19 protein-coding genes are annotated in these 25485 nt (G+C 71.6%); 9 read left to right on the top strand and 10 right to left on the bottom strand.

Going from position 1 to position 25485, the window contains the following annotated elements; genetic code table 11:
- Positions 1-265 precede the first annotated feature (265 nt).
- Both B079_RS0105900 and B079_RS0105905 read left to right on the top strand, forming a co-directional pair.
- Positions 266-3619: a S1 family peptidase gene (locus tag B079_RS0105900; protein WP_018544855.1), complete on the top strand. Its 3354-nt coding sequence runs from the start codon at positions 266-268 to the stop codon at positions 3617-3619.
- 188 nt (positions 3620-3807) lie between these two features.
- Positions 3808-4755: a bifunctional riboflavin kinase/FAD synthetase gene (locus B079_RS0105905; RefSeq protein ID WP_026248396.1), complete on the top strand. Its 948-nt coding sequence runs from the start codon at positions 3808-3810 to the stop codon at positions 4753-4755.
- Positions 4756-4863: 108 nt separating this feature from the next.
- Here the strand turns inward: B079_RS0105905 and B079_RS31405 are convergent, their stop codons facing one another.
- The 3 genes from B079_RS31405 to eccE all read right to left on the bottom strand — a co-directional run bounded on the left by B079_RS31405 (position 4864) and on the right by eccE (position 10207).
- Entirely contained in the window at positions 4864-7737 is a 2874-nt protein-coding gene (locus B079_RS31405) for an SCO5717 family growth-regulating ATPase (protein ID WP_037801284.1), read from the bottom strand.
- 356 nt (positions 7738-8093) lie between these two features.
- The gene (locus tag B079_RS0105915; RefSeq protein ID WP_018544858.1) at positions 8094-8873 is read right to left on the bottom strand and encodes a hypothetical protein; all 780 of its coding nucleotides are present in this window, start codon (positions 8871-8873) and stop codon (positions 8094-8096) included.
- A complete protein-coding gene (gene eccE, locus B079_RS0105920; RefSeq protein ID WP_234016745.1) occupies positions 8870-10207 on the bottom strand; it encodes a type VII secretion protein EccE in 1338 nt (445 codons plus the stop codon). Before eccE ends, B079_RS0105915 begins: the two co-directional genes overlap by 4 nt.
- A 197-nt stretch (positions 10208-10404) precedes the next feature.
- Between eccE and eccB the strand changes: the two genes are divergently transcribed.
- Complete coding sequence (gene eccB / locus B079_RS0105925) at positions 10405-11928, top strand: type VII secretion protein EccB (protein ID WP_018544860.1); 1524 nt, start codon at positions 10405-10407, stop codon at positions 11926-11928.
- A 10-nt stretch (positions 11929-11938) separates the two neighbouring features.
- Positions 11939-13180 carry a type VII secretion-associated serine protease mycosin gene (mycP, locus tag B079_RS0105930; protein ID WP_018544861.1) on the top strand — a complete coding sequence of 414 codons (1242 nt, stop codon included), beginning with the start codon at positions 11939-11941 and terminating at the stop codon, positions 13178-13180.
- A gap of 135 nt (positions 13181-13315) precedes the next feature.
- Here the strand turns inward: mycP and B079_RS0105935 are convergent, their stop codons facing one another.
- The 5 genes from B079_RS0105935 to B079_RS0105955 all read right to left on the bottom strand — a co-directional run bounded on the left by B079_RS0105935 (position 13316) and on the right by B079_RS0105955 (position 17764).
- A complete protein-coding gene (locus B079_RS0105935; RefSeq protein ID WP_018544862.1) occupies positions 13316-13858 on the bottom strand; it encodes a hypothetical protein in 543 nt (180 codons plus the stop codon).
- A 22-nt stretch (positions 13859-13880) separates the two neighbouring features.
- Positions 13881-14417, bottom strand: coding sequence for a hypothetical protein (locus tag B079_RS0105940; protein WP_018544863.1), 537 nt, complete (start codon positions 14415-14417; stop codon positions 13881-13883).
- Positions 14418-14441: 24 nt separating this feature from the next.
- The gene (locus tag B079_RS0105945) at positions 14442-14870 is read right to left on the bottom strand and encodes a hypothetical protein (protein WP_158684944.1); all 429 of its coding nucleotides are present in this window, start codon (positions 14868-14870) and stop codon (positions 14442-14444) included.
- A gap of 92 nt (positions 14871-14962) precedes the next feature.
- On the bottom strand, positions 14963-17272 hold the full coding sequence (locus B079_RS0105950) for a DUF6571 family protein (protein WP_018544865.1): 2310 nt from the start codon (positions 17270-17272) through the stop codon (positions 14963-14965).
- 9 nt (positions 17273-17281) lie between these two features.
- Positions 17282-17764, bottom strand: coding sequence for a hypothetical protein (locus tag B079_RS0105955; RefSeq protein WP_018544866.1), 483 nt, complete (start codon positions 17762-17764; stop codon positions 17282-17284).
- 438 nt (positions 17765-18202) lie between these two features.
- Here B079_RS0105955 and B079_RS0105960 point away from each other — a divergent pair, with 438 nt between their 5' ends.
- The 5 genes from B079_RS0105960 to B079_RS0105980 all read left to right on the top strand — a co-directional run bounded on the left by B079_RS0105960 (position 18203) and on the right by B079_RS0105980 (position 22434).
- Positions 18203-18667, top strand: a complete 465-nt coding sequence (locus B079_RS0105960) for a hypothetical protein (RefSeq protein WP_018544867.1) — start codon at positions 18203-18205, stop codon at positions 18665-18667.
- On the top strand, positions 18664-20358 hold the full coding sequence (locus B079_RS0105965) for a WXG100 family type VII secretion target (protein WP_018544868.1): 1695 nt from the start codon (positions 18664-18666) through the stop codon (positions 20356-20358). Before B079_RS0105960 ends, B079_RS0105965 begins: the two co-directional genes overlap by 4 nt.
- 135 nt (positions 20359-20493) lie before the next feature.
- Positions 20494-21651 carry a S8 family serine peptidase gene (locus B079_RS0105970; protein WP_018544869.1) on the top strand — a complete coding sequence of 386 codons (1158 nt, stop codon included), beginning with the start codon at positions 20494-20496 and terminating at the stop codon, positions 21649-21651.
- Positions 21652-21752: 101 nt separating this feature from the next.
- Positions 21753-22091: a WXG100 family type VII secretion target gene (locus B079_RS0105975; protein ID WP_018544870.1), complete on the top strand. Its 339-nt coding sequence runs from the start codon at positions 21753-21755 to the stop codon at positions 22089-22091.
- A 40-nt stretch (positions 22092-22131) separates the two neighbouring features.
- Positions 22132-22434, top strand: coding sequence for a WXG100 family type VII secretion target (locus B079_RS0105980; protein ID WP_018544871.1), 303 nt, complete (start codon positions 22132-22134; stop codon positions 22432-22434).
- 86 nt (positions 22435-22520) lie between these two features.
- Here the strand turns inward: B079_RS0105980 and B079_RS0105985 are convergent, their stop codons facing one another.
- Both B079_RS0105985 and B079_RS0105990 read right to left on the bottom strand, forming a co-directional pair.
- Entirely contained in the window at positions 22521-23066 is a 546-nt protein-coding gene (locus B079_RS0105985; protein WP_018544872.1) for a hypothetical protein, read from the bottom strand.
- Between the two features lie 135 nt (positions 23067-23201).
- Entirely contained in the window at positions 23202-25484 is a 2283-nt protein-coding gene (locus B079_RS0105990) for a DUF6571 family protein (protein ID WP_018544873.1), read from the bottom strand.
- Between the last annotated feature and the right edge of the window lies 1 nt (position 25485).

The raw sequence follows: 25485 nt of genomic DNA on the forward strand, positions 1-25485 counted from the left end.
AGGACCGCTCACGGACTCCCGGGTGTGTGCCCGTGGAGCGGCGGCCACGGGGTACGTGCCACACCCGCCGCTCCACGGTCCCCCCTGGGTTCCCCCACCCCTAGGGTCTGTCCAGTCGGACCCGTTCATTCACCCGTCCGGGCAGGCGCTCGGAGTGAATCGGGGGAGCTTTAGGGGGCGCTTTCGTCTCGCGGCCTTCTCCGGTGATCATCACGCCCCTACCGTCTAGGGAAAGGGCGCGGGCACACGGGCGGGAGGTACGGCGATGGACCAGCTCGTCCGGATCGACGACCCCGACGGCCGCCCCCGGGGCGTCGGCTTCCTCGCCGACCACCACGGCACCCTCCTCACCAGTCACGAGGCCGTCGACGGCCTCACCCGGCTCGCCCTGTGCGCCCCCGACGGCCGCACCACCACGGCCGGGCCCGACGCCGTCATCCCGCTGCCCGAGCTGGGCCTCGCCCTCGTCCGCACCGAGGGCCTGGACGTACGGCCGCTGCCGCTGACCGTGCGGGACCGCACCGACGCGGGCACCTATGTCCGGCTCGCCGCGGGCTGCTGGCGCGAGGCCCGGGTGCTCACCACCACCCCGGTCACCTACGCCGCCCGCGACGGCGACCGCCGCCTGGACGCCCTGGAACTGGCGATCGGCACCGCGGGCCGCGACGCCCTGCGCCCCGGCGGCGGCGCGACCGGCGGCCCCGTGCTCGACGCCCGCACCGGCGCGGTCCTCGGCGTCCTCGGCACCACCCTGCGCTCCGAGCGCGCCGAGCGGGGCTTCGCCGTCCCGGTGCGCCCCGCCCCCGCCGACCGCGCCCTCGCCGCCCTCCTCGCCCGCAACGCGGCCACCGTGCCCGCCTACGGCGCCGACCTCAACCCCGCCGCCGTCCTCGAACTCACCGGCACCGTCCTGACCGTCGACGGTCCGCCCCTCGCCGAGGACGTGGAACCGGTGGAACGGGCCGCCGTGGCACGGGAGTTGGCGGACTCCATCGAAGGCCCCCACCCGGTGCTCGCGCTCACCGGGGCGCCCGGCAGCGGCCGTACGACCCAGCTCGCCGCCCTCGCCGTACGCCGCCACCGGGACGCGACCCCCGCGCCCGCCCTCTGGCTGCGCGGCGCCGATCTGCGCGGCGGCGACGACTGCCTGGCCGACGCCGCCCACCGGGCGCTGCGGCGCGTCGGCGTGCCCGTCTGCGGGGGCGAGCCCGGCGATCTCGACCCCGGCCGGGTGGCCCGCATCGCCGCCGGGTCCGGACACCCGCTGCTGCTCCTGCTCGACGACCCCGAGGAGATGCCGCCCGCGCTGGCCCGGCGGCTGCCCGAGTGGACCCGGTCCACGCTGGCCTGGCTGCGCGAGAGCGGGACGCGGCTGGTGATCGGCTGCCGGGAGGAGTTCTGGGAGGAGTACGCGGAGCACTGGGAGCCGGACACCCCGGAGAGCGCCGCGCCGCCGCGCGTACGGCTCGCCGGATTCACCCCCGGGGAGGCCCGCCTCGCCCGCTCCCGGCACGGTGTCCCGGAGGGCGCCCTCGCCGGGCGCGACGCCCGGCACCCGCTCGCCCTGCGCCTGCTCGCCGACGTGCGGGCCGCCCTGCCCGGCGTACAAGGCCACGGACCCGTGGACCGGCACGAGGTGTTCGCCGCCCACCTGGACCTGATGTGCCTGCGCGTCGCCGTCCACCTCACCGCCGGGCAGGGAGTGGGCGGCACGGCCGTACGACGGCTCGCCACCCGGGTGGCCGGGCAGGTGCACGAGGCCGCGCGGCGTGCGCTCGGGAGCGGGACGGGCGCGCTCGACCGGAAGACGTTCGAGGCGCTGTTCCCGCCCGGACCCGCGCCCGCCCGGCTCGGCGGTGGCTCCGGCTGGGCCTCCGCCGTCCTGGTCGAAGGGCTTCTGAAGCCCACCGGCACCGGCTACCGCTTCGCCCGCACCGAGCTGTCCGACTGGCTCCAGGGCAGCCATCTCGACCTGGAGGCGGCCCTGGACGTGCTGGTGCACCGCCCGCGCGGATCCGCCCCCGTCGCCGTACCGCACCACCGCGCGGGCCCCGTGGTCCAGGCGCTGCTGCTGCTCGGCCGCAGGCGCGGGGCCCGGCTGCTCGCCTTCCGGCTGCGGGAGCTGGCCGACACCCTGGACGCGGACCCGACCTCCTGGTGGGCGGCCCGGCTGCTCTCCCGGACCCTGCTCGACGTGCCCGATGCGACGCCGTACCGCGAGGTGCTGCGCCATCTCGCCGGGCGGGTCGTCGCCTGGCGGCACGGGCGGCGCCCGGTGCCCGCCGACCTCGGGCCCGCCTTCTGGGCCGCGCTGCCGCTGCCCCCTGCCGAGCGGTTCGCGCTGCTGCGGGAGCTGGTGCTCGCGGACCGGGACACCGAGGAGGCGGGCCGGGGCGAGCGCTATCTCGACGCGGCGGCCCGGCTGCTGGCCGCCGACCCGGCCGCCGTACAGCCCCAGCTCACCCGCTGGTTCGAGGACGAACGCCCGCTGCCCGCCACCCCGGACGCCACCGTGGCCACCGCCGCGCAGGCCCTGCTGCACACCCACCGCCACGGCGCGCTGGACGCGCTGGCCGAGGCCCTGGCCGACAGCGGCCACCGGCGGGCCGACGAACTCCTCGCCGTCCTCGCCGAGGACGAACCCTCTGCCGCCTGCCGCGCCGCGGACCGCTGGGCGCGCGACGAACGCCCCGCCCGCCGCGCGGCGGCCACCGCCCTAGCCCTGCGTGCCGCCCCGCACGCCCGCACCCCGGACGACCGCGCCCTGCTGCGCCGCACCGCCCGCGCGCTGCTCGCCCGCCCCGCCGACCGGGACCTGCACGGCGGCGCCCTCGCCCTCCTGGTCCGCGACCCGCACACCCGCGAGGAGCAGCTGCCGGAGACGCTGCGCCGCTTCGCCGACGGCGACCTCGGCATTCCCGCCGCCGCCCTGCTGCCCGCCCTGGCCACCCACCCCGATCCGGTCCTCGGCGCCTTCCGCGCCCGGCTGCGCGGCGGCGGCCCGGACACCGCGCGGACGCTGCGCACGCTCGCGGACGTCACCGGTCCCGCGCTGGTCCACCGGGTCGCCGCCCTGGTCCGGGAGACGGTCGCACCGGGCGCGGACAGCGCCGCTTCCATGGCCGCGTACGTCGCCCGCCGTCTCGCCCAGGGCCCGACGGCCCGCCCCGAGCTGCTGCCCCTGGTGGGCGGTCTGCTCGGCACGGGCGCCGAACCGGTCCGTACGGCCCTCGCCACGGTGCTCGCCACGCCGGGCGAGACGGCGGCCGGGCCGCTGCGGCGCGAGCTGCTGGACCTGCTGTTCGCCCACGAACGGGAACCGGCCGTGCTGCTCGCGGCGGCCCGCGCGGCCGTCCGTCACCTGGGAGACGACGACGGCGGCGACGGCGAGGCCGAGGCGCGCGGGCTGCTGCACCGCACCGGCCTGCTGTGCGGCCGTACGCCCGAGGGCGCCGCCCGTTTCGACGACTGCCTGGCGGACCTCGCCGAAGAGGTGCCCGGTCTGGCCGCGCGACTGGCCCGCTGGTTCACCGAGGCCCCCGAGGACTGGGCCGCACTGCCCGGCCCCGGGGCCCGGCGCGCGATCGAGAGCGCGGCCGGGAGGCACGTACCGGCGTGAGCCCGGCCGCGTGCGCGCGTACCTCGGGCGGGGTCTCGTACGTGCGTCCGGTCACAGCGCCCGGCCGATGCGGGGCGCGGGCGGGCGGCATGGCACCCTTAGACCTGCACAAGAGGTCAAGGACGGAGACCGGGATCTGCGCGGCAGGTCCACGGTGGACACGGACACGGGTTCGAGGAGCGGTCACAGTGCAGCGCTGGCGTGGCTTGGAGGACATCCCCCAGGACTGGGGGCGCAGCGTCGTCACCATCGGGTCCTACGACGGAGTCCACCGCGGCCACCAGTTGATCATCGAGCACGCCGTCGACCGCGCCCGGAAGCTGGGCGTCCCGGCCGTCGTGGTCACCTTCGACCCGCACCCCAGCGAGGTCGTGCGCCCGGGCAGCCACCCCCCGCTGCTCGCCCCGCACCACCGCCGGGCCGAACTGATGGCCGAGCTGGGCGTGGACGCGGTCCTGGTGCTGCCCTTCACCACCGAGTTCTCGCAGCTCTCCCCGGCCGACTTCGTGGTCAAGGTGCTGGTGGACAAGCTGCACGCCAAGGCGGTCGTGGAGGGCCCGAACTTCCGCTTCGGGTACCGCGCGGCGGGCACCGTGGACTTCCTCGCCGAGCAGGGCAAGGTCTACGACTACGACGTGGAGGTCGTCGACCTGCACCTCACCGGTGAGGCGGGCGGCGGAGCGCCGTTCTCCTCCACGCTGACCCGGCGCCTGATCGCCGAGGGCGACCTGGCCGGGGCCCGCGAGATCCTGGGCCGTCCGCACCGGGTGGAGGGCGTGGTCGTGCGCGGCGCCCAGCGCGGCCGTGACCTGGGCTTCCCCACCGCCAACGTCGAGACCCTGCCGCACACCGCCATCCCGGCCGACGGCGTCTACGCCGGGTATCTGCACTGCCTGGGCGAGGCGATGCCGGCCGCGATCTCCGTCGGCACCAACCCGCAGTTCGACGGCACCGAGCGCACGGTGGAGGCGTACGCCATCGACCGGGTCGGCCTCGACCTGTACGGGCTGCATGTCGCGGTGGACTTCCTGGCGTATGTGCGCGGGCAGGCCAAGTTCGACTCGCTGGAGGCCCTGCTGGAGCAGATGGGGCGGGACGTGGAGCGGTGCCGGGAGATCGTGGCGGCGGAGGCGTAACGCCGGGGCGCGCGGGAGGCCCGGAAGGCTCGGGCACTCGGGACACTTGGGACATGAAAGGGCGGCCGGTTTCCCGGCCGCCCTTTTCCGTGCCTTCTGCTTTCCGCGCTACTGCTGCGGGGGCTGCTGTCCCGGCTGCTGCGGGTAGCCGTACGGCTGCGCCTGGGGCGGCTGCTGCGGCGGCTGGCCCGGTGCGGCCTGCGGCGGGTACGGCGGCTGTCCCTGCGGCGGGATGTACGGCTGGCCCGGCTGCGGGGGATACGGCTGCTGCGGCGGGTACGGCTGCTGGCCCTGCTGCGGCGGATAGGGCTGGCCCGGGTACGGCTGGCCGGTCGGCTGGCCCGGGATGTGCGGGTACTGGCCGGGCAGCGGCGGGGCGGCCACCGGCGGCGGGTTGCCGTCCCTGGTCCACAGCCCGTGCGCCTGCTGGTGCCGTACGAAGTCCTCGGCGACCATCGCCGCGAGGTTGAAGTACGCCTCCCGCACCTTCGGCCGCATCATGTCCAGGTCCACCTCGGCACCGGCGGCCAGATGCTCGTCGAACGGCACCACGACCACGCCACGGCACCGGGTCTCGAAGTGGGACACGATGTCGTCGACCTTGATCATCTTGCCGGTCTCGCGGACCCCGGAGATCACCGTGATCGACCGGGCGACCAGGTCGGCGTAGCCGTGCGCGGACAGCCAGTCCAGGGTGGTGCTCGCGCTGCTCGCGCCGTCCACGGACGGGGTGGAGATGATGATCAGCTGGTCGGCGAGGTCGAGCACTCCGCGCATCGCGCTGTAGAGCAGGCCGGTGCCCGAGTCGGTGAGGATGACGGGGTACTGCTTGCCGAGCACGTCTATCGCGCGGCGGTAGTCCTCGTCGTTGAACGTGGTCGACACGGCCGGGTCCACGTCGTTGGCGATGATCTCCAGACCTGAGGACGCCTGGGAGGTGAACCGCCGGATGTCCATGTACGAGCTGAGGTGCGGGATCGCCTGCACCAGGTCGCGGATGGTCGCCCCGGTCTCACGGCGCACCCGGCGGCCGAGCGTGCCCGCGTCCGGGTTGGCGTCGATCGCGAGGATCTTGTCCTGGCGCTCGGAGGCGAGCGTGGAGCCCAGCGCGGTGGTGGTGGTCGTCTTGCCGACACCGCCCTTGAGGCTGATCACCGCGATCCGGTAGCACGACAGCACCGGGGTGCGGATCAGCTCCAGCTTGCGCTGCCGCTCCGCCTCCTCCTTCTTGCCGCCCAGCTTGAACCGGGACGCGGCGGCGGCCGGGCGCCCGCTGCGCGCCTTCTGCCGCTTGTTGTTGAGCAGCCGGTCCGAGGACAGCTCCACGGCCGCCGTGTAACCGAGCGGCGCGGCACCGGGGTTGGTGGGCTGGCGCTGGTCGTGCTGGACGGCCTGCGGCCAGGCGGTACCGGTGCGCGGGTCGATCGGCGGGGCCTGCGGGGCCTGGCCCTGCGGAGCCTGCGGCTGGGGCTGCGCGGTCGGGGGGAAGGCGTAACCGGACGGCTGAGCCGGGGCGTTGGGGCCGGGCTGCGGTGCGGACTGGGGGCCGGGGTGCGGCGGGAAGGCGTAACCGGAGGCCGGGGGTGCCTGGTTGAGCGGAGGCGCCGGAGGAAAGGCGTAGCCGCCGGGTGAGTTGGGGGCCGCGACCGGGTCGGGCTGGGGCGGGAAGGCGTAACCGGTGGGCTGCGCCTGCGGGTTGGGCTGCGGCTGTGGGGCAGGCTGCTGCCCGCCTGCCGGGGTCGGGGCGCCCGGGTGGGGCGGGGTGGCCGGGGGCAACGGGGCGCCGGGCTGGTTCCAGCCGGCGGGCGCGGGCTGCGGCGCCTGCGGCGGGAACGGCTGACCGGGGGCGCCGTCCTGCCCGGCCGGGGGCTGCTGCGGCACCGGCGGCATCGGGCCCGGCTGCTGGGGCACACCGTGCGGGGGAACGCCGTGCGGCGGCGTGCCCTGCGCGGGCCACTGCGCCGCCGGTGCGGGCGCGGCGGGCTGGTACGACGGCGGCAGCGGGGGCACGCCCTGCTGCGGGGCGGGCGGGGTCCAGGCGGGGGGAGCGGTGCCCTCGGCCGGGGCGGGCTGGGGCTCGTCGGCGGAGGGCTGCTGCGGGTCGGCGTCCGGGGCGGACTGGGCGGCGGGGTCGGCTTCGGCGTCCCCAGCTTCGTCGGCGTCCTCGGCGTCCGTGTCGAGGGCGGTGGCTTCGGGGGTGTTGTCGCCGTCCGTGCCGTCGCCGTCCGTGGCCGGGGTGTCCTGGCCCTCCGGGGCGGTGTTCGTGTCCGTCCCCGCGTCCGTCGTCGCGGCCGGGGTCTCCTCGGACACGGCTTCACCGTCCGCCTCGTCAGCGCCCTCGGACGCGGGATCGGCGCCGTCGCCCGCCGGAGCCTCCTCGGCGGACGCCTCCGCACCCTGCTCCGGCTGCTTCTCCGGCGCCGTGTGCTCCTCGATCTCCCGCTTCAGGGCGGCGGCCGAGAACCGCATCGTCGCGCCGCTCTCCAGGTCCCCGTTGTCCGGCTCGGGCGCCGAAGGAACCTGCTCCGGCTGAGGTCGGCCCTGCTGCGGTTCGAACCCGACCGGAAGTCCCGGCACCGGCACGGGAGTTCCGGCCGGGGGAGCGGGCGGGGCGTACGGGGCGCCGGGTCCGGAGGCGGGAGCGGGCGGCGCGAAGGGCGCGCCCGGAGTACCCGGCGCGGGCGGCACCGGCGGCGTAGGACCGGCAACAGGCGGCGTAGGACCGGCCACCGGCGGGGCGGCCGGGACGAACGGCGGCGGCACCGGACCCGGACCCGTCGGCACACCGGCGCCGTCGGACCCCCCGGAGGAGGCGGCGCCCGTACCCCCGGACCCGCCGGAGGACGCGTTCTGCGTGTACCAGGCGGGCGGGGCGTAGTCGATGGTGAACTCGCCCGTGTTCTCGACGGCCGACTCCGCGTCGGGCTGGTCGTCGTCGGGTGTGGCCCAGCCCCCGCGCATACCGTCCCGATCGCTGCTCACAGTTCCTCCTGAAGTGGTCGCGCACCCTCAAACGCGTGCGGGGGCCGACCAAGTCGTGTCGTTCAAGTCGTCCGTCGTCGTGCCGGGCAGGCCCGTCCGCCGGTCCGCCCCCGGGGACGACGCCCCGCCCGCGGGTCCGGCATCGCGCCCCACTCCCAGCCTAATCACCACAGGCCCCGCGCAGGCAGGCCCGCCCACCCTCCGAAACGCGCTCCCCGTCCCGCGCCGCCGCCCCGACCGCCCCGCGATCCGGCCCAACCACCCGGGAAATAAAGGGGCAAACAACCGGGCACGCGACAAAACTCCGGCCATCCTTCGTCGCGCGAAAGACGAACAAAGCGGACAAGAAAGGTCGTTCAGTCCATGCGGCGCGGGTTGCCCAACAATCCGATCTCGGCGTCGGTCGGTTGGGTGAGCACGTACTGCCGGTCGCGATCGGTACACCAGAGGGTGACACCGTCGGGCAGCCCCGGCAGCGACTCCACCTCGGTCCGCGACAGCCCCATCGTGCGGCCCAGTTCGGCCGCCTCGTCCGGCGAGACCCGCTGGATGCCGGTGAGCCGCGCCTGCCGCAGCAACCGGGGCGCCACCGGGCTCAGATACGGCAGCAGCGTCACCACCGACTGCCAGGGCCCGGCCACCACGCGCCCGCGCGGCGGACGCATCCCGCAGTCCCGCACCACCAGGACGGGCGTACCCGCCGAGGCGCCCTGCGGGGGAACCCGCCCGACCTCGTACACGGCCAGGCCGTTCTGCCCGCCGCCCATGGCGTGCACCATCTGCATCCAGGACTGCGGACGGCCGGTCTCCACCGCCACCCGCGCACCCGTCGCCGCCGTACGCAGCGCCAGCACCTGCGCCGTCCACAGGCCGCCGATCAGCACCACGTCGTACGGCGTGGGCCGGTTGATGCCCAGTACCGCGGGGCGGCCCTCGGCATCCACACCGGCCACCACGCCGTCGTCCCCGATGGGCAGCGCCAGCGCGTCCAACTGGTCGCCGGGCAGCGTGTGCCAGGCGTGCCGGGGGCCGACCAGGCCGAGGCCCTGGCGCAGCAGCTCACCGGCCCGGCGCAGTCCCCGGGCGCCGCTCTCGCCGGTGACCGGGGCGGTGGCGGTCGTCCGCGTGGTCGTCATCGCGCACCTCCGAGGGGCAGCGTGGCCAGCATGCCCGGCAGCTGCTCGCGGTCGAGGCGGGCCAGACCGGCCCCGGCGTGCCGGGCCGCGCCCTCCAACGAGCGGCGCGCGGCCACCAGTTCGTCGTCACTGCGACCGGTCACCCGCAGATGCCCGGACAGCGACACGTCCTGCCGCTCACCGCGTGCGAGCGTGAGACTGAACGTCGTCGCCAGCGCCGGGGTCGACGTCACCAGGGCGAGGAACTGCGGCAGCGACTCGCCCCGCGCGCCGCCCAGTTGGGGCCAGCGTCTGATCCAGTACGTGGTGTGCCGCCGGTTGTCGCAGCGCCAGCTGCGCCCCGACTCCTCCGTACGCCGCTCGCGCCGCTCACCGCGCCCCGCCTCCGCCGTGACCAGCGGGTTGGCGCAGGCCGAGGTGGCCAGCGCAGTGATCAGCTCCTCCTCGTCCAGGATCGTGGCCCGAAAGCCCGCCCCGGTCAGCCTGCTCGCGAGATGGTCGGCCACCCGCGCCACACACTTCTGCGCACCGGTCAGACCGCCCCCGCGCGCCGCCACCGCCTCCGCGCACAGCTCCGGATCGAGCTTCAGCGCGACCCAGGTGATGCGCACCGCCGGGGCGCCCGTCTGCTCCTGGAGCGGAAGGTAGTTGGCGACGGCCACCGACTGCTGGGGCAGATGCAGCGCGGGCGCGGGCTGCGTGTGCAGCACCACCTGAGCGGACTCCAGGCGGATGTCGTCGACCTCCAGGGCGTCGCGCACCACGGAAAGCGGCAGCGGCTGCCGGTTCCGCTCGGCCCGCAGCGCCGTGGCGTCGGCCTCCACCTGGAGCACGGCGGTCAGGAACGTGCCGTCCCCGGCCATGCCGACCGGGCGGCGGTCCCGTCCCCCGTACGAGTAGGTCCGCAGCGCGGGCTCGCACTCGAGCGCGGGCACCAGCGCGGGTTCCGTGCCGGGCGGGACGGGCGTGCTCGCGGCGTGCCGTCTGCGGGCCCTCAACTCCCGTGCCGTGGCCAGCCATTCGGGCAGCGAACGACCGCGCCGCCGGACGAACGCCAGGGCGATCAGCACCAGCGCGACCACGCCCGCGGGCGCCATGGCCAGCGGACCGATCGCCCAGCCGACCAGCAGGATCGCCGCCGCGATCTCCACCAGCACAAGTCGTTGCAAACGAAACGAACGCGCGCGGCCCGGCCGGTGTCCCAGGCCGGGCGTGACGGTCTGCGGCGACGCACCGGACCGGCCGGACCCCGGCCGCGGCGCCGGTGCGGACCCGGACCTGCCGGGCCGCGCCGCCGACCGGCCGCGCAGCCGTGTCCGCGTTCCCGAAGCCATCACTCCATCCCCCCGCTTTGCTCACAACTCGCTGGAACCATGCGCCCGCACAAGGCCCTTGAGGGCCCAGGTACCCTACCCGCTCCGCAGGACCCGACCCGTACCAGGCATAGTAGGGGCCGGGTCCGACAACGGAGGGCGGGGGAGAGCGGTCCCCGGGCGCGCTCCGCGTGAGACACGGGGAGAAACGGGCACAGATGGCATCTCGGCGGGACCAACTCAACGCCTACACCTTCGCGAAGCGCCGCATGCTCGCGTCCTTCGTCCGCTCGGCGCCGGACGCCTCCGACGAGGGGGCGCCGAGCCCGCTGCGCGCGGTGCTGCCCGGCGCGATCGCCGCGGCGGTCGTGGTCGCGGCCTTCGGCGCCTGGGGCATGTTCAAGCCGACCGCGCCGCAGGGCTGGGACGCCCCGGGGCAGAAGGTGATCATCGCCAGCAAGTCCACCACCCGGTACGTGGTGCTGAAGACCGAGGGCAAGACCCAGCTCCACCCGGTGCTCAACATGGCCTCCGCCAAGCTCGTGCTCAACACCCAGAGCGACGTCGACGTCGTCACCGTGGACGAGTCGATCCTCGACAACGGCAAGATCCCGCACGGCGTCACCATCGGCATCCCCTACGCCCCCGACCGGCTGCCCTCGGGCAAGGAGGCGGGCGGCGCCAAGCGCTGGGTGGTGTGCGAACGCCCCAGCGGCAGCGGCGACTCCCTTCAGAAGGCCGCCTTCGTCCTCGCCGCCCGCGACCAGCACCGCACCGAGGGCCCCGAGCGCCTGCACGGCGGCCAGCTGCTCTACGTCGTCACCCCCGACAAGACCCGCTACGTGGTCGACGCGCACGGCTGGGCGTACCGCGTGGACGCCTCCGACGCCCTGCTGCTGCGCACCCTGGTCGGCCCGGACCGCGTGCCCGAGCGCGTCACCAAGGAGTGGATCGCGACCCTGCACCAGGGCTCCCCGATCCGCTTCCCGAAGATCGAGGGCACCCCCGCGGCACCGGCCCACGCGGGCGGCCAGCTCGACGCCCGCGCCGACCGCGTCGGCATGGTGCTCCGGGCGCCCGTCAACGGTGAGGAGCGGTACTACGTGGTGCTGCCCGGCCGTATCGCCCCCGTCTCCGACTTCGTCGCCGCCCTCCTGCTCGGCAGCGAGGACCTCGTCAAGCTCGGCCAGGTGGGCCATCCGCAGGAGGTCAGCCCCGGCGCGGTGGAGGAGGGCAGCCCCTTCGCCACCGAGTACAAGTGGCCCGTGCACACCCCCAAGGCGGTCAACGAGGCGTCCACCGCCTCCGGCAGCCGCAACACCGTCTGCAACGTGCTGCACCACGTCTCCGGCAGCGGCGCGACGACGCTCAGCACCTGGGCGGGCAGCGACTTCCCGGCCGTCCTCGCCACCGGCTCCTCCAGCGCCTACGTCACCGCGGGCTCCGGTCAGCTCTACCGCCAGTACCAGGGCAAGGAGACCTCCGTCGGACCGGTCTTCCTGGTCACCGACACCGGGCTGCGCTACGCCCTCCAGTCCAACGACGACAGCGCGGGCGACGACGCGGGGATCGGCGTCTCGGCCGGGCAGCGCAAGCAGCTCCAGCAGGAGGCCAAGCTGGCGCAGACCCACCTCGGGTACGCCGACGTCAAACCCGCGCCCGTGCCCGTCGCCTGGTCCGAGTTCCTGCCGACGGGGCCCCGGCTCTCGACGGCGGGCGCGCGCCAGCCGCAGGGTTCCTGAGGGAGGGACGATGACGCGTTCCGGACTTCTGCCGCTGCCGCTGCCCCTGGCCCGTGCGGGTGTCGCCGCCGCTCTCGCCGTGGGCGGCGGGCTGCTGACGGCGCCCACCGCTGCCGCCGACTCCGACCAGTGCACGTTCAGCAAGACCAACCATGTGTACTCCGGGACGCCCTGGGCGCTCCAGCGCGTCATCCTGGACGACCTGTGGAGCCGCTCCAAGGGGCGGGGCGTGCGCGTGGCCGTCATCGACACCGGTGTCGACACGGAGAACCCGCAGCTCACGCACGCGGTGGACGCCTCCCTCGGCGCCAACCTCCTGCCCGCCAAGGACGATAAGGGTCAGCGCATCGACCGGGGCCGCAAGGACGGCACCACGGACACGGTCGGCCACGGCACCCGCGTCGCGGGCATCATCGCGGCCCGCCCGATGAAGGGCACCGGCTTCGTCGGGCTCGCCCCCGAGGCCACGATCATCCCGATCAAGCAGAACGACTCCGAGGGCAACGGCACGGCCGCGACCCTGGCCGAGGCGATCCGCCACGCCACGGCCAAGAAGGCCCAGGTCATCAACATCTCCCAGGACACCGTGAAACCGGTGCCCCAGGACGCCGCCCTCCTCGCAGCCGTCGACGACGCCATCGCCCACAAGATCGTCGTCGTCGCCTCGGCGGGCAACGACGGCCTCGGCGGCAACGTCAAGAAGACCTACCCCGCCTCCTTCCCCGGCGTCCTCGCCGTCGCCGCCTCCGACCGCAACAACGAACGCGCCGCCTTCTCCCAGTCCGGCGACTTCGTCGGCGTCGCCGCCCCCGGCGTCGACATGATCTCCACCGTCCCCAAGGGCGGCCACTGCTCCGACAACGGCACCAGCTTCTCGGCGCCGTACGTGGCGGGCGTCGCCGCCCTGATCAAGTCCCGCCACCCCGACTGGACCTCCCGCGAGGTCATCGCCCAGATCGAGCAGACCGCCGAACGCTCCATCCCCGGCCACGACCGCCTCGTCGGCTGGGGCGTGGTGGACCCCGTCCGAGCGCTCACGGACGACGACCACCCCCTGGAATCCCCCCACCCCGACGCCGTCCTCACCCACGCCGAACCCCCCACCCCCGCCAAACTCACCCTCGGCGAAACCCCCCAGGAACGAAACGCCCGCCTGGCCACGTACGTGGCGATCGGCGCGGGGGTGCTGGTCGCGGGACTCACGGGGACGGGAGTGGCGGTACGGGACGCCCGGCGCCGGGGACGCCGCTAGTGATCAGCGCGCTGAGGTGATCCGCCGACTTCTGCCGCCGAACGATCAGACGACGGCCCAAGACGTTCCGCTCCTGTCACCCGCGCCGACCCACGCCCGACCCCGTACCCGGGCTCCCCACCAGCCGCCCTCGGATCACCCAGAAGTGGGACGACAAAGACGCTGCGGCGTCACTGACCGGGTGTATCCGCGTATCAACTGCCCCATGGCCTGCTCGTCCCGCCGCCCGGGCTCCAGCACCTTGATGAACGTGCCGACGTCGAACTTCTTCACCCCGGCGTCCTGACACTTCACCACCGACGCGGCACCCCTGTCGGAGTAGACGACGGCACCCCCATCTGCCGACTTCTGCTGCCAGACGGCCAGGCGCTTCCCCAGGACGCTCCGGGCACTGTCGCCCGCGCGGACCCATTCCGTGCTGACGACAAGCACGAGGCGCTTGTCGACCGTCACGTTGCAGAGCGGCGAATCCTTGTCCCAGGTGCCGTCCTGCTGGACGGAGACCTGGGTACCGTCGGCGGGGAGCAATCGGGAAAGGGCTGCGGACGGTACGGAGACGCCGCACAGGGAGGCGGGGACGGTGAAGTCCTGCTTGGCCTCGTTGGGCGAGCAACCGCTTGAGGCCAGGGCGGTCAGCAGGAGGGTGCCGATGCCCAGTGCGTACGACGACGGCTTCATCAGTGCTCCCTCCGGCTGCCGGTCAGTCGGGCTGGCAGGGGTTCCGGGCCTTCAACGACTTGGTGTACTCGCGGATCAGCTCTCCCATGGCCGTCTCGTCCGCCCGGCCCGGCTTCAGCAGTTCCACGACCGTGCTGACGTCCTCCTTCTCCACACCGGTCCCGCGGCACTTCAGCAGCGATGCGGCACCCCGGTCGGCATAGGCCACGGAGCCGCCGTCCGCCGACTTCTGATCCGAGATCACCAACTGGTGCCGCAGGATGTTCCGGGCCGTGTCACCCGCGTCGATCCACTCCTGGCTGACGTTCAGCACGGCGTGACCGTCGACCTCCACTCCGCAGAGGGTCCAGCCCTTCTCCACGCTTCCGTCCTGCCGGAAGGTGATGTGACTGCCGTCTGCGGGGAGGAGCCGGGAGAGTGCCTTGGGGGGTACGGAGACGCCGCAGAGGGACGTGGGAACGGTGAACTCTTGCTTCGCCTCGTCGGAGGAGCAGCCGGATGCTCCCACCGTGGCGAGCAGAAGCGCGCCTACGCCCAGTGCGTACGCCGATGACCTCACGATTGCCCCTCTCCATATCCGTGACTAGCAGGGATGCTGTTTTCCGAGTGCTGCCGTGTAGCCAGAGATCAGCGCCTTCATGGCGGACTCGTCCTCGCGACCCGGCTTCAGCGTTCGGATGTACGTACTCATGGACTTGTCCCGCGCACCCTTCCGGACGCAGGGAACGACCGATACGCCGGCCCGGCCCACGTAGGCGATCATGTCGCCCGCACCGGACTTCACCTGCCCGATGCGGTGGTCGTACGACGCGATGTTCCACGCCGACCGACCGGAATCGACGCGCTCACGCTCGACGGAAAGCACCTGCTGACCGTCGACCCCGACCTCGCAGACAATGCCCAGATCATCACCGGGCGCCGATGCTTTGGCAGAGAGCTTCCCGCCCGAGGCGGGCAACAACTTACTGAGTGAGGCTTGAGGGACGGCGACTCCGCACAACTCGGCGGGCACGGTGAACCCGGCGGTCGGCTCGGTCGCCGAACACGCGGTGGCACATCCCAGGACCAGGCCCCCCACCAGGACGGCTCCGACGGCGCGATACCTCAATGCGTGCCGCTTTCCGACTTCCACTGGGCGCCGTCGGAATGACTCTGGCCCGCGGATGTACGTGCCGCTCTGCGAAGGTCCTCGACCGTGTCCGGATTGACGGTGTGATTGTTCACCAGGGCAACGTCCACGGCAGCCTGCGCGGAGTCCAGGGCGGCGTTTCGCCCCTCCGTGTACCGCGTCCCCGCCTCGGTCTGAGCATCGTTCGACGTGTCCCTCTCGATGCTCTTCATGATGGACTCTTGGATGTCCTCGGAGGCCCATTCGAGCGGCGCACCGGCGATGGGAACCCGCTCGCCGACCTTCTCGATCCCCATGCCCAGAATGCGGTTCACCCACTTCTGTTTGTCGGCGGCCGCCTCGTTGAACTCCTTGTCGGACGCGGCGTGGTAGTCGTAGACCGCCTGCGTCCTGGCCTCGCTCATGACGCCCGCGATCACCGAGCCCGGAGCGACGGCGGCCCCTACGCGCCCGTCCAGCGAGGCAGTCGAATGGGTGGGGTCGTTGATCACATGGTCCACGACATTGCTCGTATACGCCTGCTGTGCGGTGGTGATGGCCGAATAGGCGCCGGGATCCTGTCCCACCTCGCCGAGGAACCGGGTGGCGTGATCAGGGTCAAGGCGCGCGGCAGCACCGAAGGTGGGGAACAGACTGCTGTTGGGGTCCTCGCGATACATGGCCTGCTGGAAATCCCCCATGTACTCAGCCGTAATATCCCCCAAACTCCCCCGCATCGCATACAACGGCCCCGACTCCGCGTCCTCCAGCTCCCCGTTCTCGTTGTGCCGGATCAGTTCCGGATGTTCGCCGAACTTGTCGACGATCTCGCTCACCAGTTGGGTTCGCGCCTCGGTGTGGCGGATGGCGTCGGCTGTGGGGTCGCTGTCGTAGGGGCGGCCGGTGGTGGCGGATTCCAGGGCGTGGCCGAGGGCGGTGGGGCCGAAGCCGAGGGCGGCCTTGGTCTTGTCCTCGTCGGCGAGGATGTTGGTCGCGTTGGTGTCGACCGTCCACTCGAAGTCCTTGTCGGTGAACAGGTCGAGGTAGGAGGAGAAACCGGGGTCGCCGCCCGGCTTCACGGTGCCGTCCTCGTTGTAGGCGGTCGGGGCCGAGGTGAAGAACTTCTCCGAGGCTTCCGGGCTGTGCCCGAGCGCTTCCAGCACGCTGTTGAGCGGATCGTTGCCGCTGCCGAGCTTCCCCGAGGGGTTGAAGCCGTAGAGGTCGGGGTTACCGGCCGGCTTGTCGGAGAGGAAGAAGTACGGGTCCTTCTTGTGGAGTTGGGTGACGTGCTCCGCGATCGGGTCGAGGAACCGCGGGTCGTAGTCGCCGTAGCGAAGCAGCCCGCCGAGCACCTGGTAGCCGTACGGCTTGTTCCACTGCCCCCGCTCCCAGCCGATCTGCTGGGTGCCGAGGCGCCGGAAGTCCTGCCCCCAGCTGTCCGGCAGATGGTGCCGGTGGTCGGGGTCGGTCGCGTTGGCGAGGTTGTAGCCCATCACCCGCTGGAGATCGCGCACTTCGTCCAGCCGCGTCTTGGACGCGTCGGCGCTCGTACCGTCGATGGACATCGAGGCGTAGAACTGCAGCGCCTTCTCGGGACCGCCGAGCCCCCGGTAGAACTCCGTCGAGAACTCCCCGTCCTTCTCACCGGCGTTGAACCGCAGCAGCTCGTTCAGCTCACGCAGCTCCGCGTCGGTCATCTTGTCGCCCTTGCGGGCGAGTTCGACCGCGCGCTCGGCCTCGGCGTCGTTCAGGGACTCATAGGTGGTGTGCCCCGCGTTGTGCCGGTCGTTGCCGTGGATCTTGCCCAGCGCGCGGGCGACCGAGGCGTCGATCTCCTCCGCGTGCGCGAGGAGCCGGTTGATCTTGCTCTCCAGTGCCTGCCGGGAGTCGAGTTGCTCCTGCGTCCGCTCGTCGGTGTCCCCGCGCACGTGCGGGAAGAAGCAGCGGACCTTCCCGCCCCCGATGTCCTCGACCCGCACACCGAGTCGCGCGGCCTCCACGTCGACGGCCGTCCGGAGCTGCTTCTGCAGCGAGGCCAACTCCCGGTGCCCGTCGTCCAGTACCTGGTGCACGCTGTGCGCCTCGGCGTGGAGATCCGCGACCTCCTTGGCCGTCTTGGCGACGAACTCCCGTGTCACGGTGGCGTTCACGCCCGCCCACCGGGCGGCGTCGGACTTCGCCCGCATCCCCGTACGCGCGCTGTCGGCGGCCTTCTTCAGACCGTCCGCGGTCGACTTCCAGTCCGCCACGGCGGAGGCCAGCCTGCCGAGGTCCACCTCGGCGAGATCGGTGAAGGTGAGAGCCACGGCGATCCCCTACTTGAAGTACTCGTCGAGCTGGGACACCGGCACGGCGCCCCCGTCACTGCCGCGCAGCACCGTCCCGATCTTGGCGTCGTCCTCCGCGTGCAGCCTCTTCGTGAAGTCCAGGTGGTCCGAGATGTGCGCGCACGCCTGGAGCACCGACTTCACCTGTGAACTCCACACGTCCACCGTCGTATTGAGCGCCCCGCCGAGCTGGAAACCGTGCGACTTCAGCGAGGCCGCCGCCTGCACCGTGGAGCCGTTCCCGCTCTTGTCCGCCCCCGCGCCCGCGATGTCCGCGCAGCCCTTGACCTCGTCGTACAGAAGATGTGCGGCATGGCCGACGGCTCCGAGGTCGTCCTGGTGCACCACCAGGTCCCCGCCCCCGCCGCCCCCGCCGTCCGGTGCGAGCTGGTTCAGCCGCGTGTGCGCCGTACCGTCCGAAGGCCGCTGTGCCGCCTGAGCCTTGAGCTGTTCCCACTCGTCCCACGCCATGGAGTGGCCCTCCGTTCCCCAGTGGCCGCGCCGGCCGTCCGGCGCCCCCGTGTCGGTCTGCCGTCAACGTAGCAACCACGGTTCGGTGAAATCTCCGTCCCGAACAGTTCGGCAAGGCGAGAGCCCTTTCACCGGGGTGATGTTTTGTGGATGCAAAGTTCCCGCCAGCCCGGACCCGGGACTCCGTACGCCCCGTTCCGTACGTGAGAATTCTGTGCCCACGGGGCGTAACTTCCGCTCGTTCGGCCCGAGTTGCCGGATCTGCGCGGCCCCGCGGACCCCTCGCCCCGGGACATGGTTGCAACTGAACCGTCGCAGAGTTCAGTTGGCCGCGATTTACACAGTGACTACAGTGGTCTGTGACGGTACGGGGGTACGACTGCGCGCACCCCCATTGTCGAAAGTTGCACAAACGGGGTACGGGGAAGGGGTCGTCCGGTGGCTGGCGGTAGCGGCTCGCACGTCAGGCGCGGCATCGACGCGCTGTCGAAGTTCAAGACGAAGGTCGACGACGCGCTGCGCACCTTCGAGGACGCCCCGGGCGGGCCGTCCAAGGTCGCGCAGCACAGGCTCGAAAGAAGCTCGTTCGGCGGCGCGAACGCCCCGTTCCACGAGGCGACCGACCTGCACGGCCAGTACGAGCGCGTCCACGAACGGCTCACCTATCTGTCGAAGTCCCTGGGACTCCAGATCGAGGCACTGACCCTCGCGACGCGGGCCTCCGACGGGGCGTACGACGGGGCGGAGGCCGAGGTGGAACGGCGGTTCTGGGAGATCAAGTCGCATCTCGACCAGGAGCACAAGAAGGCGACGGAGTCGCATCACAAGAAGCCGGAGTCGCACGACAAGAAGCCGGAGCCTCTTCGAGAGACCAGCAAGACCGCCGTGAAGGACTACCAGTGAGCGACAACTGGCGGCAGCAGCCGCAGTACAAGGCTGACGTCGAGCAGGCGGACGTCCAGGTCGGTGTGGTCGAGATGCTCCACGCCGTCGACACCATCTTCAAGGGCACGCCGATGGGGTCTCCGCTGTCCCTCGGCCGGACCGACTTCGAGGACCACGACCTCAACGCGATGATCGACCTGGTCGAGCACGCCAATCCGGAGCATCTGGAGCAGGCGAGCAAGACCCTGTGGGACGCCCGCACGGCCATCCACGACGCCGCCACCGACCTGCACACCAACCTCGGGCAGGTCGACTGGGAGGGCGAGGGCGCCGAGGCCTTCCACAAGTGGACCAAGGACCTCATCAGCTGGACCAAGGACCTCGCCACCTACGCCGACGTCGCCGCGACCCAGATCGACGCCGCCGCCACCGGCCTGGCCTCCGTCCGCAAGTCCATGCCCCCGCGCGACCCCCGCCCCGCCGCCGACCAGAAGCGCCCCCACGACCTCCCCAAGGCCAAGCAGGTCGACACCAACCCGGACTACACGGCCGCCGTGAGGGCCGAGAAGCACCGGCAGGAGGCGATCAACCAGATGAACCGGCTGGCGTCCTTCTACGCGGTGTCGGCTACGGCGCTGAAGGCTGCGCCGGAGCCGGAGCCGCTTCGGGGGATGCCGGATGTGGGGGTGCCGCAGCCGCCGAAGTGGGTTGAGGGAGGGCAGTCTTCAGCCCGTTCCGGAACGGCTGCGTCGTCGGTTGCTCCCGGGCATGTGGTCGAGGGCCGTCATGAAGCGCTGACCACACCTCATGGCGCGGAGGCGGCTGCAAGCGGGCTTGCGCACAAGACGCCGCACGAGCCCACAGCACCGGTCACTCATGACATCGGCACCGAGATCAACACGGTGGGCACACTGCCCGCGTCGGCTCCCACGGTGCCTACGGCCCACCCCGCGCCCACGCTTCCGGCAGCTGGCGGTGGGGGACAGTTCCCCGCGTCGTTCCCGGGGCCGGGGACACCGCCTCCGATCATGCCCACCACCGGGCGGTCCACCGGCTTCGGCGGGGGGCCGGTCAACCGGCTGCCCCTGTCCGGCCAAGGACGCACGGGTCCGGGAAGTATCGGCAGCGGCCGAGGTGCGCAGGGCCCCACCGCGCAGACGGGGCGGTCCCCGATCGGTGGCCGCACGCCGCAAGGCCCGCTGGGACAGACCGCTCGCGCCACCGGGCGTACGGATTCTCCTGGTCAGTCGCCGATGGGGCGTGGGGTCACCGGCGGAACGCCACGTGCCAGTGCGCCGACCGGACGTTCCGGCGCGGGCAACCCCGCCGGTCCGGTGCGCAATGGCGTGGTGGGCGGCAAGCCGATCGCCGCCCGTACGCCGGGAACGGCGGCCGGTCCCCGCGTGCCGCGCGGCATGGTCGTCGGCGCAGGCGAGTCGTCCTCCTCGACGCAGCCCAAGGGACAGCTCGGCGGCCGGGGCGTCATCGGGTCGCCCACGGCGAAGGCCGATCCCGCCGCCGGTCAGGCCGCGCTGCGCTCGGCGAGGAATCCCAACAGCGTGGTCGGCGCCCCCAGGACCAAGACCGACACGTCCAAGGATGCCGGGAAGGGCCTTGGGCGAGGAGCGGTGGGAGCCGACTCCCATGACGACAAGCGCGGCCCGTCGCAGAAGAAGAAGCGGCGTGACGCGCCGAAGCAGAGCGACTGAACACGAGCGAGGACGTACACAGGCATGAAGCCAGAGTTCAGCCGGCGGCGGGTGCCGAGCGCCCGCCTGACGAAACTCAATGCGAGACGTGTCTCTGCCGTGTGCTCAGCGCTGGGCGTGCTGGTCGTGGGGTCAGTGGCCGTGGGGCCCGAGGCGGCCGCATCGGACATTCAGTCGGAGCAGTGGTACCTGAAGGCGATGGGTGCCGAGGAGATGTGGAAGTACAGCACCGGCAAGGGGGTGAAGGTGGCTGTCATCGACAGTGGAATCAATCCGAACACGTCTTCACTCAAGGGCCAGGTGCTGGCAGACGAGGTGCCAAAGTCTGTGGCGTACCACGTCACCCAGGACTATGACGGCCACGGAACCGACATGGCCGAGCTGATCGCCGGTACGGGAGCGGGTGGCGGGATCAAGGGGCTCGCGCCGGGAGCCAAGGTCGTCCCTTACCGGATCTACGGGGAGGGGCTGAAGGACCCGAAGGAGCAGGCGCGAACTCCCAGTGCGACGTCCGCGATCAAGGCGGCAGCCGACAGCGACGTCAAGATCATCAACATGTCGTTCGCGAGCCCTTACTACAGCCTGGACGAGGAAGAGGCCATCAAGTACGCCGCTTCCAAGGGCAAGTTGCTGTTCGCGGGTATAGGCAATACCGGGGACAAGGGGAACAAGGGTCAGTACCCCGCCCAGTACCCCTACGCGATCGGCGTTTCCGCTATCAATCAGTCTGGCGAAGTCGGCAAGTTCTCCACCCACGGCAACTACGTGGACTTCGCGGCACCGGGCGTCGGCATCCCCTCTTGGTGTGACAACACCTTCACCAAGCACTGCATCGCGTACGGCACGAGCCCCGCGACCGCACTTGCCTCCGCCTCCGCCGCCCTCGTCTGGTCCGCCCACCCCGACTGGACCGCCAACCAAGTCCTCCGCGCGCTCATCGACACCGCCGCCCGCACCTGGCCCAAGGACAAGCCCGGCACGTACCTCGGCTACGGAGTCGTCCGCCCCCGCCGCGTGCTGATCAACAAGAACATCGACCCGGGCCCGGCGAACGTAGACCCCCTCGCGAAGGAGAACGGGACGGCGGACGGCGAGGGTGACGCCAAGGCCACCCCCACCCCGTCCCCCAAGCCCTCCGCAGGAGAGAAGTCCGGTGGACAGACCTCCGCCGCCGCCAAGACCACAGACTCCGGCGACAGCACCCGCACCTGGGTGACCATCGGCGCCGCAGCAGCCGTACTACTCATCACAGGGGCCGGTTTCGCCGTGCTGCGCGCACGCCGTAACGCCTAGACCGGGCCCCGCACGCCGCCGCTCACCGAGCGGCCGGCAGTCCGCCTGCCAGGGGTCAAGACGCCCCCACGCAAGGCCAGTTCACACAGAAGGGCATGGAAATGGCGCAGCGCCAGAAGGTAAGTGACAAGGACCTCATCGTCCTCGAAAAGGAGCTTCTGCACCGTTTCGAGAGCGTCAAGGGCCAGCTCAAGGAACTCCAGGCCCTGATCGACAGCCTTGAGGGCAACTGGAAGGGCATCGGTGCCGGTGCCTTCAACAAGAAGCAGACCGAGATCAACGAGCGCATGGTGCACATCGGCGGCATCCTCGCGAAGTTCATCGAGGCGATGAGCCAGACCCGCCGCATCAAGGACGGCACGGAGGACGAGGTCCGCGCCCAGGTGCAGGGCATCGACGTGGACCTCGGCGGCTCGCACTCCGCGCTGTCGAACTACTGATCCCCGCCCGCCCATCCCTTCTCGCGAAAACGGAGCAATCATGAGCGTCAACAACAGCGGCGAGCTGGAAGTCACTTACCAGAGCCTCGACGAGACCGCCACGCAACTGGCCAACCATGCCAAGCGCCTTGAGGAGAGCCTGGAGGCCATCAAGCAGAAGGTCGCCGGCGTCGCCGGCATGTGGGAGGGCGAGGCCCACACCGTCTACGCCGAGCGCCAGGCCGACTGGGACAAGCAGGCCAAGGGCATCCACGAGGCCCTGATGGCCATCAGCCGCGTCGTCCACTCGGCCGGCGGCGACTACCTCGGCGGCGACAAGAAGGCCGCCAGCTACTACATGTGAGCCACGGCACCGGCTGAGCCACGGCACCGACAAAGGGTGGGCACGCACGGGAGGTGCCCACCCTTCGCCGTACCCGCCTACGGACTTCAGGACCCCGTACGCCCCTCACCCAGCCCCGCCTCCGAGGAACACCCCGCCTCACGCGCCACCGCCCGGGACATCGAACCGAGGATCGCCATACGGTCCGTGTCCTGGCGCTCGTCCCGCAGCCTGCCCGCCGCCGAGTACATGTCCGCCTGCACGTACTTCGCGTCCCCGATGAACGCCTTCGCGGAGGGCGCCTTGGTGGCACAGCGGAAGAACACATTGGCACCGTCGCGCCCGACTCCCGCGTAGACGCCCAGCCGATACGGCTGCTTCCCGGCGGCCTTGGGATACCTCTCCGCTGCCGAGAACCGGATCTCCAGCAGCGGACGATCATTGCCGGCGCCGGTCTTGTACACCCAGCACGCGCCCCGCGTGGGGTATTCGTCGTGCAGATGCCGCACCGCGTACCGCACGGAGAACACGCTCGACTCTCCGGCCTCGTTGGTCCCCGTCATCTCGTCGAACCGCTCGACACCGGACAGACGGCGCAGCGCGGCCTGCGCCGCCGCGTCGAGCGTTCCGTCGCAGACCTCGCTCGCCGTCATGTTCGTGCCCGGCTCCTTGGCATCACCCTTCGCCGGACCCTCGCTGCACCCACCGACGAGCAGCCCGGCAGCCGCAACGGCGAGAACTGACCTGTAGACGCCCACCCATGAGTTTCGCTGCACTCTCGTCTCCGATCAGTCCTTGTACGGAGGCCGGCCTCGGAAGTCGTCCTCGGCCGAGCCGACACCCAAGTAGCTTTGCTTGATTTCTTCGATCCACCGCTGAGCGTCAGCAGTGTCCCGCGCCCGCGGGTGGTGCGCGAAGTACGAGTCGTAGGTCGTTCCGAGGTCCTCGGTTCCCTGCCCGTAGAACTTCTGGCTGGCCATCTGCGACGGCACCATGGGATCGTCCTCCGCGTCGTCTGTCGCCTTGTCGATCTGCTGCCCCAGTAGCGTGTTGGCCGCGTCGGTGAGGGTGTCCGCGGCGAGCGGGGCGATGACGACTGCGGCGGCGGTCGATCCGGGGAGCGGGACGGCGGCGACGCCACCGGCGACGACTGCTCCCACCGCCAGCTTCTTCCAGTCGGCAGACCGCCCCAGCGCCTTGTTGGCCTCCTCGGAGTTCTCGCCGTACGTCGTCGCCACCTGCTGTGCGCGGGAGTGGTCCAGAATGCCGCGTGCCTCGGCACCCACCGACATGATGTCCCGGGCGTGGTTCATATGGGCTTCGGTGGTCGGCGGGTGGGCATCGAGCATGCTCAGGGTGTAGAGGTGCTGGGCCACCGTCACCGCCTTGTGAGAGTGCTCGTCCTGTCCGAGAACGCTCAGGAAATTGATGGCTCCCTGGTTGCCGAACTGAGCCCGTCCACCGTACCGGGCGGGGAAGTCGTCCGTGTCTTTGGCGTGATCGCCGATGCCGGAGAGTTCGTAGTCGAGGTCGTCGATGTACGCGCCCGCCATTTTGCCCAGGCTGTCCGCGAGTTCGGGCTGGTCGTGCAGCATGGTCGGGCCGTCCTTGCCTCCGTAGAGGTAGGCGACCTGTTCCATGACGCCGGCCGTGGCCGCGGTGCGCCCGTCACCCGCCGTGATCTCTTTCGCGGTGGCGTCGGCGGAGTATCCGGTGGTGGCCGCTTCCAGCGCACGCCCCAGCGAGTTACGGCCCGCGACGTAGTCGTGGTCGCCCTCGAACGTCGCGTCGGACAGCCAGACGCGTTCCTTCGTCAGGTACTTCAGATGGTCGTTGACCTCGGAGTTCTTGGTGACGGTGTCGCCGGTTCCGTCGGGCTGTGCGAAGAACCGCGTCGATGCCTCCGGGTTGTGGCCCAGAGCCTCCAGGAAGCCGGTCATGGGGTCGCGGCCGCGGTCGTTCTTGTAGCCCCAGTAGTTGAGGTCGCCCTGGTTCAGATTGTTGATCCAGGGGCTCATGGGCTGCCCGTTGATCTTCTTGTCGTACGCAAGGAGCTTGTCGCCGTAGTCGTTGAGGAACTGGTCGTCATAGTCACCGAAACGCATCAGGTTGCTCATGACGGCGTAGCCGACCGGATTGTTCGCGTCGTCGATGCCGAGTTGGTCCGGGCCCAGCCCGATCATCCGCTTCTCCCAGCTCTGCATCTTGTCGCTGTCGGAGAGAGTGGCCCGGCCGATGACGGTTCCGAGGTTCTTCTGGAGCTGCTTCGCCTGCTTGGCACGCTCCGGGTCGTACGTGCCCTGGTACGGATCGGCGATGCCGGCCCAGAACGTGAGCACCTTCTTGGGGCTCACCTGGGTGGCGAACTCCTCCGCGAAGAGGGGATCGTCCCTGTACTTGGCCAGAGCGGAGTTGAGCGAGGCGAGTTCCGTGTTCGTCACGTCGTGGGGGTTCTTCTTGAGGATCCTGGCCAGCCGGTCGGCGTCCGCGACAGCCTTGGCCGCCGCGTCCCGGTCACCGTAAGCGGCGCTGGAGAAGCCGTACTTGGCCTGGTTCACGATCAGTGTGAGGGCCTTCGCCGCGGTGCTGTCGCTCTCGGTGGCCTTGCTCAGGATGCGCTGGATCTCGTCACGGAGGCCATCGACGTCCTTCTGGTCGACGGCGCCGGTGTTGCCGCTGGGGTCGGCGGCCCAGTCGGGGCGCGTGTTGCCGCTGACGGTGAACGTTCCGTGACCGGTGTCGACGACGGTGAGGTGCTTCGTCGCTCCTCGTGCGATGGCATCATGCAACTGGGCCCGGTAGTCGATGAGTTCGCTGCGGGTGTCCTTGAGGATCTTCGCCACGGTGTTCGCCTGCGTGTGGGCGTCCGTGAACTCCTTCGCCGTCTTGTCGATGAACTCACGGCTCACCTGGGCGTTGACGCCGGCCCAGTTCGCCTTGTCGGCCTTGGCCTTGAGGTTGTCGCGGGCTTCCTCCCGCAAGGTGTCGAGCTTCCTGGTCATCTCCTCCCAGTCGGTGATGGCCTCACCGAGCTGGGAGAAGTTGCCGTCGCGCAGCGCGTTGAGGTCCATC

Origin of the sequence: Streptomyces sp. LaPpAH-108, assembly GCF_000373625.1 — a bacterium.
GTDB lineage: Bacteria > Actinomycetota > Actinomycetes > Streptomycetales > Streptomycetaceae > Streptomyces.

What these genes read in the sequence shown, in the direction of transcription:
- B079_RS0105900 (WP_018544855.1), top strand. Translation starts at nt 266, where the DNA reads ATGGACCAGCTCGTCCGGATCGACGACCCCGACGGCCGCCCCCGGGGC.
- B079_RS0105915 (WP_018544858.1), bottom strand. Translation starts at nt 8,873, where the DNA reads ATGACGACCACGCGGACGACCGCCACCGCCCCGGTCACCGGCGAGAGC.
- eccE (WP_234016745.1), bottom strand. Translation starts at nt 10,207, where the DNA reads ATGGCTTCGGGAACGCGGACACGGCTGCGCGGCCGGTCGGCGGCGCGG.
- eccB (WP_018544860.1), top strand. Translation starts at nt 10,405, where the DNA reads ATGGCATCTCGGCGGGACCAACTCAACGCCTACACCTTCGCGAAGCGC.
- mycP (WP_018544861.1), top strand. Translation starts at nt 11,939, where the DNA reads ATGACGCGTTCCGGACTTCTGCCGCTGCCGCTGCCCCTGGCCCGTGCG.
- B079_RS0105935 (WP_018544862.1), bottom strand. Translation starts at nt 13,858, where the DNA reads ATGAAGCCGTCGTCGTACGCACTGGGCATCGGCACCCTCCTGCTGACC.
- B079_RS0105955 (WP_018544866.1), bottom strand. Translation starts at nt 17,764, where the DNA reads ATGGCGTGGGACGAGTGGGAACAGCTCAAGGCTCAGGCGGCACAGCGG.
- B079_RS0105975 (WP_018544870.1), top strand. Translation starts at nt 21,753, where the DNA reads ATGGCGCAGCGCCAGAAGGTAAGTGACAAGGACCTCATCGTCCTCGAA.
- B079_RS0105980 (WP_018544871.1), top strand. Translation starts at nt 22,132, where the DNA reads ATGAGCGTCAACAACAGCGGCGAGCTGGAAGTCACTTACCAGAGCCTC.
- B079_RS0105985 (WP_018544872.1), bottom strand. Translation starts at nt 23,066, where the DNA reads ATGACGGCGAGCGAGGTCTGCGACGGAACGCTCGACGCGGCGGCGCAG.
- B079_RS0105990 (WP_018544873.1), bottom strand. Translation starts at nt 25,484, where the DNA reads ATGGACCTCAACGCGCTGCGCGACGGCAACTTCTCCCAGCTCGGTGAG.